A 12,970-nucleotide genomic window follows, 5' to 3' on the forward strand; every position below is an offset into this window, starting at 1 on the left:
GAGCATGGAGACGGCGCTGACCAAGCTGGTCGGCGTCCGGTGTCCGATCGTGCAGACCGGCATGGGCTGGGTGGCGGGCCCGCGCCTGGTCTCCGCGACGGCCAACGCGGGCGCCCTCGGCATTCTGGCCTCCGCGACGATGACGGCCGACCAGTTGCGTTTCGCCGTCCGCGAGGTCAAGTCCCGTACGGACCAGCCCTTCGGGGTCAACCTCCGCGCCGACGCGGGCGACGCGCGGGAGCGGGTACGGATCATCGTCGACGAGGGGGTACGGGTCGCGTCCTTCGCGCTCGCCCCCTCGAAGGAGCTGATCGCGGAGCTGAAGGACGCAGGGGTCGTCGTCATCCCGTCCATCGGCGCACGCCGGCATGCCGAGAAGGTCGCGGCGTGGGGAGCGGACGCGGTCGTCGTGCAGGGCGGTGAGGGCGGCGGGCATACGGGTGAGGTCGCCACGACCGTGCTGTTGCCGCAGGTCGTGGACGCGGTGGACATACCGGTGATCGCGGCGGGCGGCTTCTTCGACGGCCGGGGCCTCGTCGCCGCGCTGGCCTACGGCGCGGCGGGTGTCGCCATGGGCACACGCTTCCTGCTGACGTCGGACTCGACGGTGCCGGACGCGGTCAAAGCACGTTATCTGGCCGCGTCGGTCAAGGACATCACGGTGACCACGCGCGTCGACGGTCTCCCCCACCGGATGCTGCGGACGGACTTCGTCGCGGCCCTGGAGAAGTCGGGCCGGGCGGCGTCCCTCGCACGCGCCGTGCGGCACGCGGCGGCGTTCCGGAAGGTGTCCGGCCTGGGGTGGCGGGAGATGGTCCGCGACGGGCTCGCGATGCGGCACGGAAAGGGACTGACGTGGAGCCAGACCCTGCTCGCCGCGAACACGCCGATGATGCTGAAGTCAGCGATGGTGGACGGCTCCCCGGAGTCCGGGATCATGGCCTCCGGCCAGGTAGCGGGCGTAATCGAGAACCTGCCGTCGTGCGAGGAGCTGATCACGGAGGTAATGACGGAGGCGGCGGCGGTCGTGGCGCGACTGAGCTGAGCCGTGGCCTGGGGCGGGCCGGTGATGTCCTGCGGCGGGCTGGACAGGGCACTGGACAGCGCCCCGAGGCGGGTCCTGCCCGACCCTGAGTCTCCGGGTGCTCCTGTGGGTTGACTTCGGTTGAGGCCGTCCCGTCCGGAGTGGGTCGGCAGTGACTCGCGGCGAGCTCGACAGGCATTGGCCGGCGACCCAAGGCGAGTCTCCTGCCCGCCCCTCTGCCAGGGCCCGAGACTCCGGCTGCTCCTATGGACTGGCTTCGGCTGAGGTCGGCCGGCCTGGAGTGGGTCGGCAGTGGCTCGCGGCGGGCTGGACAGGCACTGGGTAGCGTTCCGAGGCGGGTTCTGCCCCCCCTGTAGGGGCGCGAGGCTCCGGCTGTCCCCGAGGGCTGGCTTCGGCTGAGGCCGTCCTGCCTGGGGCGGACCGACAGTGACTTGCAGCGGGCTCGACAGGCATTGGCCGGTTACCCGAGGCGACTCTTGCCCGACCCCCTGTCAGGGCCCCAGACTCCGGCCGCTCCTAAGGACTGGCTTCGGCTGAGGTTGGCGGGCCCTGGCCGTTGGTCGCCCCCGCTCAGACCCTCGCCATCTCCAACGAAGCCCGTGCCCGGGCGACCAAGCCGGATGCTCCGCATGATTCGGCCAGGGCAAGGCCGCGGGCCAGCTCGCCTGCTGAGCCCGCCGCGATTCCGTACTCGACGCGGGCGACCGCGTGTTCGTACGCGCACGGCGATGCCTCCAGGCAGGCGACCGCTCGTGCGTACAGCTCGACCGCCCGCTGGCCGCTCTCCAGGGACGCCGCGCACCGCAGCGCCTCGCCGATGGCCGTTTCGGTTCCGAAGTGTTCCGCCTGGACCCGGGCCTCGGCGACCAGGTCGGCGGCCCGCCGCGGGTCCTCGACGGCGACCGCCCGGGCCAGCTCGTACGCCCAGGGGTTGACGACCGTGTTGTAGCAGCCGCGCTCGTTCGCCGTCTTCGCCGCCACTTCCAGTTCGTTGACGCCCTCCGGCCGCTGCCCCGAGGCGATCAGCAGCCGACCGCGCACGTAGTGGATGTCGGGCAGGAAGATCGTGGAGGGGTAGGGCGGCGCGATGCCGTACCGGTTGGCGGCCTCCTGCGCCTCGTCGATCTTGCCGCGGGAGAGCAGCACGTCGATGAGCTTGCACGCGGCGTCCCAGTGCATCGGCAGCCCGCTGCCGACACGGTCGGTGAGCCGGAGGCTCTCCCGCAGCGACGCCTCCGCCTCGGCGAGACGTCCGCGCCTGCGGTACACCAGGCCCAACCAGGCCTTGGCGACAGCGAGATGACCACCGCTCCAGCCCGCCGCCTCATAGGCGCGGACCCCTTCGGCGAAGACACTCTCGGCGCGGTCGAGGCGGTCGGTGAAGATGTAGGCGCCGCCCAGCATCGTCAGGAGCTCGAAGCCCCACTCCGTGTCGGTCCAGCCGAGCCCGGGCGCCAGGCGGCCGTTGACGAGGGACCGGTCGCAGAGCTCGACGACCTCCTCCGCGTTCTCCCCGCGGGTCATGGCGTCGAAGGCACGCAGGATCAGCAGGGCACGCTCGGAGTTGTCGCGTCCCGGCAGCGGCCGGGCGAGCGCGGCGAGACGGCGCGAACGGCCCGTCGCGTCGTTCTCACGCGCGTGGATGCGCTCCCACATGTAGTGGACCCCCTCCAGACGCATCCGGTCGGGTCCGGGGGCGAGGCGCTCGGCCTCGGCGTCCACGACGCGCAGGGCCTCCTCCAACTGGTCGTTGTGCACGAGGGCTTGGGAGAGGCGGCAGACCGCGTCCACCCGCAGCTTCCGGTCGAGACCCGGGGTGTGCAGGGCCTCGCGCAGGTGACCGATGGTCTTGGCGGGCGAGGTGAGGAGTGTGGCGCAGCCCAGCTCGTAGAGCACGCGCGCGTGGGTCTCGGGCAGCGGCGGTTCCCGCAGGGCCCGTTCGAGGCAACGGCGGGCAGCGTCCGGCGCGCCGACCGCGAGGTGCTCGGCCGCCGCCTCACGCAACTGCTTGACCAGTTCGGGGTCGTCGTCCGGATGCACCTCGAGGAGGTGCCGGGAAGCGGCGGCGGCGCCACGGCCCGACAGCGTGACGGCCCAGGCCGCCTGGCCATGGAACGCGGTGCGCGTGGCGGGCGGGATCGAGCGGTAGACGGTGCTCGCGATCAGCGGATGGACGAATTCCAGGCCCTCGTCGGCGCCGAGCAGGATGCGTGCGGTACGCAGCCGCTCCGCGCACCGCTCGGCCGCCTCGCGGGTCATCCCGGCGAGCGAGGCGGCGAGGTCCAGCGGGATGGCGGTGCCCAGGATCGCGGCCGCCCACGCGAACCGCGTGACGTCCGTGCCGAGTCCTTCGAGACGGGCGACGAGCCCACGGCCGCGCGCCGAGCGGTTCAGGGCGCGCAGTTCGGCGGCGGAGCCCTCCACCGGGTCCAGTTCGCTGTCCTGCACCTTGGCGAGCAGTTCCACGGATTCGTACGGGTTGCCGCCGGTGACCGCCCAGACCTCGCGGCAGAACGGGGCGTCCGCGTGCTCGCCGAGGGTGGCGCGCGTGAGGCCCGCAGCCGCGTCCGGGGTGAGCGCGCGCAGCTGGGGCAGCGGGCGGGCCGCCGCGCCGACCGCCGCGAGGTGACGCGCGCTGTCGCCGGTGGCGTCGTCGGGCCGGTGGGCGACCACCACGAGCACAGGCAGTTCGTCGAGACGCTGGGCGAACGCGGCCAGCCAGTGCAAGGTCTCCTGGTCGGCCCAGTGCGCGTCGTCGATGAGCAGGACCAGCGGCCAGTGCACTCCCGAGAGACGGGCGACCGCCTCGACCAGGCCGTCACACACGCCCTGCGGGTCGGCCTGCAGCCCGGTCGGCTCGGCTATGCCGAGGGCGGGGCCAGCGATCTCGTACCAGTCGCCGAGATACTCCCGCGCCTCTTCGGGCGAAAGGCCGACGAGAGCCGGCTGCAGCAACTGGCGTACGACGTTGAAGGGGACGGAGGTGACGGTCTCGCCGCCCCGCGCGGACCACACCACGGCCCGCCCCTCCGCGATACGGCGCACCTCGGCGAGCAGCGCCGTCTTGCCGATGCCCGCCTCGCCCTGGAAGACGAGCAGCCCGCCCGCCGCCGTAGAGTCGGAGCACAGCTCGTCAACAGCCCTCGCGGCAGCGGCGAGTTCCGCGTCGCGCTCCCACAGCGGGGCCCAGGTGGCACCTCCGGGCCGTCCCTGCGTCATCGCGCTACCTCCCGAGGTCGCTCAATCGACGTACAGACATCGAGACTAGCCGGGTGGAAGGCCTCGCGGTGCGGGGTCCGGGCAGCAACTCCCGCAAGGGGTGAAGGTCAGGCCCCGAGCTGGACGCCGTCAGAGGCGCTCGATGATGGTCACGTTCGCCTGGCCGCCGCCCTCGCACATGGTCTGCAGGCCGAACCGGCCTCCGGTGCGCTCCAGTTCGTGCAGGAGCGTCGTCATCAGTTTGACGCCTGTCGCGCCGAGGGGATGGCCGAGGGCTATCGCGCCGCCGTTGGCATTGACCTTCTCCGGGTCGGCGCCGGTCTCCTTCAGCCAGGCGAGGACGACCGGCGCGAAGGCTTCGTTGATCTCGACGAGGTCGATGTCGCCGATGCTCATGCCGGTCTTCTTGAGGGCGTACGCGGTGGCGGGGATCGGCGCGGACAGCATCCGGATCGGGTCCTCGCCGCGCACGGAGAGGTGGTGGATACGGGCGCGGGGCGTCAACCCGTGTTCCCGTACGGCCCTTTCACTGGCGACTAGCATGGCGGCGGCGCCGTCCGACACCTGTGAGGAGCAGGCGGCGGTGATGGTGCCGTCGTCCAGGACGGGCTTGAGACCCGCCATCTTCTCCAGGGTCGTGTCGCGGCGCGGGCCCTCGTCGGTGGTCACGTCCCCGTAGGCGGTGAGTTCGCGGTCGAAGCGGCCCTCGTCGATCGCGCGGACGGCCCGCTGGTGCGAGCGGAGGGCGAACTCCTCCATGTCCCGGCGGGTGATGCCCCATTTCTCGGCGATCAGCTGGGCGCCGTGGAACTGGTTGACCGGCCGGTCCCCGTAGCGGGCGCGCCAGCCCTCGCTGCCCGCGTACGGACCTTCGGTGAGGCCGAGCGGCTCGGCGGCCTGCCGGGAGGCGAAGGCGATGGGGATCATCGACATGTTCTGCGTGCCGCCCGCGACGACGAGGTCCTGGGTGCCGGACAGGACGCCCTGCGCCGCGAAGTGCACGGCCTGCTGCGAGGACCCGCACTGGCGGTCGATCGTCACGCCGGGCACCTCTTCGGGCAGCCCCGCCGCCAGCCAGGAGGTGCGGGCGATGTCCCCGGCCTGCGGGCCGACCGTGTCCAGGCAGCCGAAGACGACGTCCTCGACGGCCGCGGGGTCGACACCGGTGCGCTCGACGAGTGCCTTGAGGACATGGGCTCCCAGGTCGGCGGGGTGGACGGCCGAGAGGCCGCCCTTGCGCCTGCCGACGGGGGTACGGACCGCTTCGACGATGTAGGCCTCAGCCATGACTGCGTCCTCCTCGTGCTCCTCGGGCGGTGCGGTCGCCGGTCGACGACGCGCGCTCTACGTGGTGCGTACGGCGATGCCGTCCAGGACCATCGAGAGGTACTGGCGGGCGATCTCCTCGGGGCTGTGGCCGCCGCCGGGGCGATACCAGGACGCGGCGACCCACACGGTGTCGCGCACGAAGCGGTAGGCGAGCCGGATGTCCAGGTCGTCGCGGAAGACACCCTCCGCGACGCCGCGCTCCAGCGTCGTCAGCCATGTCTTCTCGAAGCGCTGCTGCGAGTCGGTCAGGTACTGGAAGCGCGCCTGCGCGACCAGGTGCCTGGACTCCTTCTGGTAGATCGCGACGGCTGAGCGGTGCCGGTCGATCTCCCGGAAGGACTCGGTGACGAGCGCTTCGAGGGTCTCGCGGGGGCCGAGCCGCGACTGGAGCACGGTGTCGTACCCGTCCCACAGCTCGGTGAGGAAGGTGGAGAGGATCTCTTCGAGCATCGACTCCTTGGAGTCGAAGTGGTAGTAGAGGCTGCCGGCGAGCATGCCCGCCGCATCCGCGATCTTGCGGACCGTGGTCGCGTTGTACCCCTGCTCGGCGAAGACGTCGGCCGCGATGGCGAGAAGTTCACCGCGGCGCTCGGGCGAGGGACTCACCGCGGCCTTCTTGGCAGGAGCCTTCTTGGCCGGGGCCTTCTTGCCACTCGCGCTCGTGCTCGTGCGGGTACTCGTACTCGTGCTGGTGCTCGTACTGGTGCTGGTGCTGCTCTGCTTCGGTTTCGACACACGGTCATTCTCCGCCTAGGCGTGCTGGTTGCTGACCGAGACCGTCTCCCCCGTCATGTACGAGGAGTACTCACTGGCCAGGAAGACGATGACGTTGGCTATCTCCCATGGCTCGGCGTGGCGCCCGAACGCCTCGCGCGCGGTGAGCTCTTCGAGCATCTCCGGTGAGGTGACCTTGGCCAGGTGCGGATGCATGGCGAGGCTGGGCGAGACCGCGTTGATCCGTATGCCGTGGGGCGCGGCCTCGACGGCGGCGCAGCGGGTGAGGGCCATGACGCCCGCCTTCGCCGCCGCGTAGTGCGCCTGGCCGGCCTGGGCACGCCAGCCGAGCACCGAGGCGTTGTTCACGATCACTCCGCCGCGGTCGGCGGCCCGCATGCGGCGCAGGGCGGCCCTGGTGGAGCGGAACGTGCCGTTCAGCGTGACGTCGATGACTCGGTCCCACTGCTCGTCGGTCATCTCGGTGAGCTCGGTCGTGCCGCCGAGTCCCGCGTTGTTCACGACGACGTCCAGACCGCCGTGGCACCGTTCGGCCAGGTCATAGAGCCCCTGCACCTGGGCTTCGTCCGTGACGTCGCACGGCACCCCCTCGACTCGCCCTGCGCCGAACTCCTCGGCCAGCGCCTCCACCGTCTCTTTGGTGCGGCGCGGGTGCGCGTCGCCTATGACGATGCGAGCGCCTTCCTCCAGGAAGCGGCGGGCGGTGGCGCCGCCGATGCCAGCTCCGGCCGCGGCGGTGATGACGGCGGTGCGGCCCGCGAGCAGACCGTGCCCCGGCACGTAGGTGGGCGCGTCCATGCTCAGCCTCCCTCGGCTCTCGACTCGCTCTCGACGACTGACTCGATCTCAGGGTAATCTACCAAACACTTGTTAGGGAAGGCCGCCGGAGAACACAGAGACCGCTGGACCGCTGGACCGCTGGGAGAGAACCGACCGAAGAGGTGGGCCACTGATGGACCTCGACTTCACCGCCGGAGAAGAGGAGTTCAGGCAGCGAGCACGTGACTGGCTCGGCCGGCACGTGCCGGCCGAGCCGCTGCCCTCGTTGGAGACCCGCGAGGGTTTCGCCGCCCACCGAGACTGGGAGAGCCTGCTCGCGGCCGACCGCTGGTCGGTGGTCTCCTGGCCAGAGGAGTACGGCGGGCAGGGCGTCGACATTTTCAAGTGGCTGGTGTTCGAGGAGGAGTACTTCGCGGCGGGCGCCCCCGGCCGGGTCTCGCAGAACGGCATCAACCTCCTCGCGCCGACCCTCTTCGACTTCGGCACCGAGGAGCAGCGCGCCCGGGTGCTGCCCCCGATGGCGAGCGGCGAGGTGATCTGGGCGCAGGCCTGGTCCGAGCCGGAGTCGGGCTCGGACCTGGCGTCGCTGCGCTCCACCGCCCGCCGCACGGGCGGGGGTTGGCTGATCAGCGGGCAGAAGACCTGGTCGTCGCGGGCCGCGTTCGCCGACCGCGCCTTCGGCCTGTTCCGCAGCGACCCCCTGGCCGACTCGACCAAGCCGCACCGCGGCCTGACCTACCTGATGTTCCCGCTCGACGCGGACGGCGTGACCGTCCGCCCCATCGGGCGCCTCGACGGCAAGCCCGCGTTCGCCGAGCTCTTCCTCGACGACGTCTTCGTGCCGGACGAGGACGTGATCGGCGAGCCGGGCCAGGGCTGGCGGATCGCCATGTCGACGACGGGCAACGAACGCGGCCTGACCCTGCGCTCCCCCGGCCGTTTCGTCGCCGCGGCGGACCGTCTTGTGGGGCAGTGGCGCACGCACGGCGACCCCTCGGACACCGCACTGCGCGACCGGGTCGCCGACGCCGTGATCGGGGCCCGTGCCTATCAGCTGTTCACCTGGGCCAACGCGTCGCGCTTCGCGGCGGGCGAGACGATCGGGGCGGAGTCGAGCCTGAACAAGGTCTTCTGGTCCGAGTACGACATCGCGCTGCACGAGACCGCACTCGATCTCCTGGGCGCCGAGGGCGAGTTGGCGGACGGCGGCGAATGGGCCGAGGGGTATGTCTTCTCGCTCGCCGGCCCGATCTACGCGGGCACCAACGAGATCCAGCGCGACATCATCGCCGAGCGGCTGCTCGGACTGCCGAAGGGACGCCGCTGATGAGGTTCCTCCTCGACGACGAGCAACGCGAGTTCGCGCGCTCGCTCGACGCGATGCTGACCGCGGCGGACACCCCGGCGGCCGCACGGGCGTGGGCCGCCGGGGACCACGCGCCGGGGCATGCCGTGTGGGGCCGCCTCGCGGACGCGGGCGTGTTCGCCCTGGCCGTCCCCGAGGAGTACGAAGGCGTGGGGCCGCTCCCGGTGGAAATGGCCGTCTCCATGCTTGAGTTGGGTCGGCACGCGGTGCCGGGCCCGGTGGTCGAGACGGTGGCGGCGGGCGCGCTGCTCACCCGCCTCGCCGGACTGGGCGACGCGGCCCCCGCCAAGCGGCTCCTCGCGTCCGTCGCCTCCGGGGAGGCCATCACGACGCTCGCGCTCCCCGAAGGAGGGCCGTTCGCTCTGGACGCCGACTCGGCGACACTGCGACTGGCCTCCGTGGGCGGCGAGTTGCGCCTGGCGACCGGGCACGCGCGCGTGGAGCGGTCGCTGGATCCGGCGCGGCGCCTCGCCCGGCTCCTGCCCGGGGAACTGCTCACCTCGGGCCCGTCGGTGTCGGAGGCTTCCCGGTACGCGGCCGACTGGGCCTCGCTCGCGACAGCGGCGCAGGCCCTGGGTGTCGGGCTGGCGCTGCTCGACAAGACGGTGGCGTACGTCAAGCAGCGCACCCAGTTCGGCACACCGGTCGGCGGCTTCCAGGCGGTCAAGCACCGGCTGGCGGATGCCCTGATAGGCCTTGAGTTCGCCCGGCCCCTCGTGTTCGGGGCGGCGTTGACCCTGGAGACGGCGGACGTGGCCGCGGCGAAGGCGGCGGCGAGCGACGCCGCGTACGGCGCCGCGCGGGCGGCACTCCAGCTTCACGGCGCCATCGGTTACACCGCGGAGTACGACCTGTCGCTGTGGCTGACGAAGGCGCGGGCGCTGCGTGGCGCGTGGGGCAGCCCCGGCGAGTGCCGGCGGCTGGTGTTGTCCGGGGGCCGGGAGGCCGGTCGGCCGCGGAAGTGAGTTCTAACCACACGTCATCCGCCTGTGCATATGATCAAGGGCATGCCGCTGCGACTCGTGAACGTCAATTTCAAGGCCCGGGACGACTCGGCGCTCGGCCGGTTCTGGGCGGAGGCGCTCGGCTGGGGCATCTCCAGCGAGGCCCCCGGCGTCACGAACGTCGAACCCGAGGGCGTCGCCTGGCCGGACCCCTCCGCCATCGGCGTGGATGTCGTCACCGTCCCGGACCCCGAGACGGTGAAGTACCGCGTGCACATGGATCTCGCCACCACCTCTGAGGCCCATCAGGCGGAACTGGTCGCGCGCCTGAAGGATCTCGGCGCCACGCCCGCCGACGTGGGCCAGGGCGACGTCCCGTGGACGGTCCTGGCCGACCCGGAGGGCAACGTGTTCTGTGTGCTGGAGCCTCGGGAGCTCTACCGGGACACCGGGCCGGTCGCGGCGATCGTGGTCGACTGCGCCGATCCGCGGGCCATGGCCCGGTTCTGGGACGAGGCGATGGACTGGACCCTGCACGAGGTGTCCGACGATCATGCCCGGATGCGTTCGTCCAAGGGCGTCGGCCCGTATCTGGAGTTCCTCCGCACCTCCGGCGAGAAGACCGTGGTGAGCCGCGCCCACCTCGACGTGGCGCCGTACACCGGGGACGACAAGGCGGCGGAGGTGGCCCGGCTGCGCGCGCTGGGCGCCACCGACGCCGACGTGGGCCAGGGCGACGCTCCGTGGACGTGCCTCGCGGACCCGGAAGGCAACGATTTCTGCGTCCTGTCCCTGCGCTGAGCCGTCGCGGGCCGGGTCCACCACGGCCAGCAGCAGCGGATCCGCGGTCGCCCCTTGTGCAAGGAGCGGATGGTTCCCGGCGGTCCAAGGGCACAAACCGGGCCGGGGCAGATCGCGCGCTTCCAGGAGCAGGCCGTTCCAGGCGCCGTCGGTTCGGGTGAGGTTCGTGCGGCGCACTCCCGGGCGCGGACCGGGCGATCCCGTGGCGGGCATGGACAAGTCGCCCTCCCTCCGCGTCGATGGCCTGAACTGGATCGTACGTGCGAGTGCGCTCGCCCCTTCTTCGCTGCAATGATCAAACGCACTGGTGAGGAGAGCGAAAGGGGCAGCACGTGCGCGTAATCGGGCTCATGTCGGGGACTTCGTACGACGCGATCGACGCGGCGGCGGCCGACCTGACGATCGACGGCGACCGCCTGCTGCTCTCCCCGCTGGGTCTGATCACCCGCGGGTACGACGAGGAGGTGCGCACGGCGCTCGCCGCCGCGCTCCCGCCCGCCGCCACCACGTTGGCGGATGTGTGCCGGCTCGACACCCGCATCGGCCAGGCCTTCGCCACCGCGGCGGCCGAGGCGGACCGCGAACTGTGCGACGGACGAGCCGAGTTGGTCGCGTCGCACGGCCAGACGGTCTACCACTGGGTCGCGGACGGCCAGGTGCACGGCACGCTGCAGATCGGACAGCCCGCGTGGATCGCCGAGGCGACGGGCCTCCCGGTCGTCGCAGATTTCCGCCCCCGCGACATCGCGGCGGGCGGCCAGGGCGCGCCCTTGGTCAGCATCGTCGACCGGATGTGGCTGCGCGGCAGGCCCGGCGCCCCCGCCGCGCTGAACCTCGGCGGCATCGCCAACATCACCGCCGCGGACGGCACCGCCTTCGACACGGGCCCCGCGAACGCGCTCGTCGACGCCGCCGTGCGCGAACTGACCCGGGAGCGGCTCACGTACGACATGGACGGGGAGATGGCCGCACGCGGCACCGTCGACGAGGGACTGCTCGCGGCCCTGCTCCGCGAGCCGTACTACGCGCGCCCCGCCCCGAAGACCACCGGCAAGGAACTCTTCCATCTGCCCTATCTACGGGCGGCGCTCACCGGGTACGAGGCGCTCGCCCCGCAGGACGTCATCGCCACGCTCACCCTCCTGACCGCCCGCACGGTCGCCGACGCCGTCAGGTCGGTGGACGCCTCCGAGGTCATCGCCTCCGGCGGCGGTACCCGCAACCCGACTCTGATGGCTTTCCTGCGGGCCGAGTTGGGCGGCAAGATTCCGGTGCGCACGTCCGACGAGCTCGGACTGCCGTCGGCGGCGAAGGAGGCCTACGCGTTCGCGGTCCTCGGTTTCCTGACGGCGCACGGGCTGCCGGGGACGGTGCCCGAGAGTACGGGTGCGCGGCATGCGAGCGTGCTCGGGTCGATCACTCCGGGCCGGGCCGGCGTGCGGGTGCCCGCTCCTGAGGGCGACGGCCCGGTGCGGTTGGTGGTGGACGACCGGGCGCGGTGAACTCGCCCCTCCCTCCGGGGAGTACAGCGGCGGGCAGAGCGCTGCGTGCCTCCGCGTGCAGCCGAGTACAGCGGCCGAACGGTGACCTCAGTAGCGGCCCCCTCTCATGCCGCTTTCACCGAATGCTCATACCCTGACGCCCATGACCCAGGTAACCCCTCCCGGCTGGTACCCCGACCCCGGCCAGACGACTGACGGCCCCCGTACCGAACGCTGGTGGGACGGGAACACATGGACGGACCAGGTCCGCGCGGTGGGATCCGCCGCCGGGTGGGGTGGTTCCGCCCCGGCGACTCCCCCGACGGCTCCCCCGGCCTATCCGCCCGGCGCCCCGGCGGGCGCCGCGGGCGCGTACCCGGCCTATCCCGCCTATCCGGGCGGGCCCACCGCCCCTCGGCGCGGCCTTCGCACAGGCATAGCCATAGGCGTGGCCCTGGTGGTCCTGGCCGGGATCGGCGGCGGCGTCTACTTCCTGACCGCCGATGACGACGGGGACGGTGACAACACCGCCAAGAACCCCTCGTCCTCCGCCCCTTCGAAGCCCGGCTCTCCCCAGGACCCGCAGGGCCCGCAGGACCCCGAGCAGTCCCAGCCGCCGGGCGACGGCTCGGCCCCGCCGTCGGAGGAGGGGTACGCCACCGACCCCCTCAGCGGCATCAGCCTCCCGGTGCCGGACGGCTGGACCGGGGCGGCCGGCCAGGGCGGCGGCGCATCGGTGACCACGGGGCCCTATCCCTGCCCCAGGGAGACCTCCAAGACCTGTACCCGCGGCGGCGCCTACGGCGGACTCGCCGAGGGCTTCAAGATCGACGCCAAGACCGCGGAGGCTGCCGCCAAGGCCGACATCTCCGTCAACGCCAAGGAGTCGTACGGCGGCAAGACCTACGGCAAGATCACCTCGCACAAGGAGCTGGAGTCCAAGGCGGTCACCGTGGCCGGCCAGAAGGGCTACCTCGTGCGCTGGAAGGCCGTCACCGAGAAGAGCGACGACGGATACGTCCAGTCGCTGGCCTTCCCCTCCCCCACCCTGAAGTCGAAGCTCGTCATCGTCCGCTTCGGCATCGACGTGAACGACAAGTCCCCGAAGCTGTCCGTCATGGATGAGATCACCAAGGGGATCAAGGCCGCGTCGGGCGGCGGGGGCGGCAACGGCCAGGAAGTCTGACGGGCCCCGGGAACGTCTGAGCCGGGCGGGCGGAACCACGAGGATTCCGCCCGCCCGGCCAAGAGCGGCCACGCCACCCCCGTC

General features: G+C 72.0%; 11 protein-coding genes. 7 read left to right on the top strand and 4 right to left on the bottom strand.

Annotation, left to right across the window (positions count from 1 at the left end):
• Positions 1–4 precede the first annotated feature (4 nt).
• Positions 5–1,045, top strand: a complete 1,041-nt coding sequence (locus tag ACWGIH_RS00845) for an NAD(P)H-dependent flavin oxidoreductase (protein WP_453444051.1) — start codon at positions 5–7, stop codon at positions 1,043–1,045.
• Positions 1,046–1,615: 570 nt separating this feature from the next.
• On the opposite strand, the gene ACWGIH_RS00850 is transcribed toward ACWGIH_RS00845, so the two are convergent.
• From ACWGIH_RS00850 to ACWGIH_RS00860, 3 genes are all read right to left on the bottom strand, one after another.
• Positions 1,616–4,264 carry an ATP-binding protein gene (locus ACWGIH_RS00850; RefSeq protein WP_453691570.1) on the bottom strand — a complete coding sequence of 883 codons (2,649 nt, stop codon included), beginning with the start codon at positions 4,262–4,264 and terminating at the stop codon, positions 1,616–1,618.
• A gap of 129 nt (positions 4,265–4,393) precedes the next feature.
• Positions 4,394–5,551 (bottom strand): acetyl-CoA C-acetyltransferase, encoded by a 1,158-nt coding sequence (locus tag ACWGIH_RS00855; protein ID WP_453443942.1) that lies wholly within the window; start codon positions 5,549–5,551, stop codon positions 4,394–4,396.
• A 57-nt stretch (positions 5,552–5,608) separates the two neighbouring features.
• Positions 5,609–6,199 (bottom strand): TetR/AcrR family transcriptional regulator, encoded by a 591-nt coding sequence (locus tag ACWGIH_RS00860; protein ID WP_453443941.1) that lies wholly within the window; start codon positions 6,197–6,199, stop codon positions 5,609–5,611.
• Positions 6,200–6,224: 25 nt separating this feature from the next.
• Between ACWGIH_RS00860 and ACWGIH_RS00865 the strand changes: the two genes are divergently transcribed.
• Entirely contained in the window at positions 6,225–6,347 is a 123-nt protein-coding gene (locus ACWGIH_RS00865; RefSeq protein WP_453443939.1) for a hypothetical protein, read from the top strand.
• On the opposite strand, the gene ACWGIH_RS00870 is transcribed toward ACWGIH_RS00865, so the two are convergent.
• Complete coding sequence (locus tag ACWGIH_RS00870) at positions 6,344–7,126, bottom strand: SDR family oxidoreductase (RefSeq protein WP_453443937.1); 783 nt, start codon at positions 7,124–7,126, stop codon at positions 6,344–6,346. The two genes, ACWGIH_RS00865 and ACWGIH_RS00870, sit on opposite strands and share 4 nt — an antisense overlap.
• A gap of 154 nt (positions 7,127–7,280) precedes the next feature.
• On the opposite strand from ACWGIH_RS00870, the gene ACWGIH_RS00875 reads away from it, so the two are divergent.
• The 5 genes from ACWGIH_RS00875 (at position 7,281) to ACWGIH_RS00895 (ending at position 12,886) form a co-directional block, all read left to right on the top strand.
• Entirely contained in the window at positions 7,281–8,435 is a 1,155-nt protein-coding gene (locus ACWGIH_RS00875; RefSeq protein WP_453443935.1) for an acyl-CoA dehydrogenase family protein, read from the top strand.
• Complete coding sequence (locus ACWGIH_RS00880; protein WP_453443933.1) at positions 8,435–9,439, top strand: acyl-CoA dehydrogenase family protein; 1,005 nt, start codon at positions 8,435–8,437, stop codon at positions 9,437–9,439. The genes ACWGIH_RS00875 and ACWGIH_RS00880 overlap by 1 nt, the downstream gene beginning before the upstream one ends.
• A gap of 42 nt (positions 9,440–9,481) precedes the next feature.
• Positions 9,482–10,219: a VOC family protein gene (locus tag ACWGIH_RS00885; RefSeq protein ID WP_453443932.1), complete on the top strand. Its 738-nt coding sequence runs from the start codon at positions 9,482–9,484 to the stop codon at positions 10,217–10,219.
• 332 nt (positions 10,220–10,551) lie between these two features.
• Positions 10,552–11,721: an anhydro-N-acetylmuramic acid kinase gene (locus ACWGIH_RS00890; RefSeq protein WP_453443930.1), complete on the top strand. Its 1,170-nt coding sequence runs from the start codon at positions 10,552–10,554 to the stop codon at positions 11,719–11,721.
• A 142-nt stretch (positions 11,722–11,863) separates the two neighbouring features.
• Positions 11,864–12,886, top strand: a complete 1,023-nt coding sequence (locus ACWGIH_RS00895) for a DUF2510 domain-containing protein (RefSeq protein ID WP_453443928.1) — start codon at positions 11,864–11,866, stop codon at positions 12,884–12,886.
• The last annotated feature ends 84 nt before the right edge of the window (positions 12,887–12,970 follow it).

This window comes from Streptomyces sp. NPDC054872 (assembly GCF_053610705.1).

What these genes read in the sequence shown, in the direction of transcription:
- ACWGIH_RS00845 (WP_453444051.1), top strand. Translation starts at nt 5, where the DNA reads ATGGAGACGGCGCTGACCAAGCTGGTCGGCGTCCGGTGTCCGATCGTG.
- ACWGIH_RS00850 (WP_453691570.1), bottom strand. Translation starts at nt 4,264, where the DNA reads ATGACGCAGGGACGGCCCGGAGGTGCCACCTGGGCCCCGCTGTGGGAG.
- ACWGIH_RS00855 (WP_453443942.1), bottom strand. Translation starts at nt 5,551, where the DNA reads ATGGCTGAGGCCTACATCGTCGAAGCGGTCCGTACCCCCGTCGGCAGG.
- ACWGIH_RS00870 (WP_453443937.1), bottom strand. Translation starts at nt 7,126, where the DNA reads ATGGACGCGCCCACCTACGTGCCGGGGCACGGTCTGCTCGCGGGCCGC.
- ACWGIH_RS00875 (WP_453443935.1), top strand. Translation starts at nt 7,281, where the DNA reads ATGGACCTCGACTTCACCGCCGGAGAAGAGGAGTTCAGGCAGCGAGCA.
- ACWGIH_RS00880 (WP_453443933.1), top strand. Translation starts at nt 8,435, where the DNA reads ATGAGGTTCCTCCTCGACGACGAGCAACGCGAGTTCGCGCGCTCGCTC.
- ACWGIH_RS00885 (WP_453443932.1), top strand. Translation starts at nt 9,482, where the DNA reads ATGCCGCTGCGACTCGTGAACGTCAATTTCAAGGCCCGGGACGACTCG.
- ACWGIH_RS00895 (WP_453443928.1), top strand. Translation starts at nt 11,864, where the DNA reads ATGACCCAGGTAACCCCTCCCGGCTGGTACCCCGACCCCGGCCAGACG.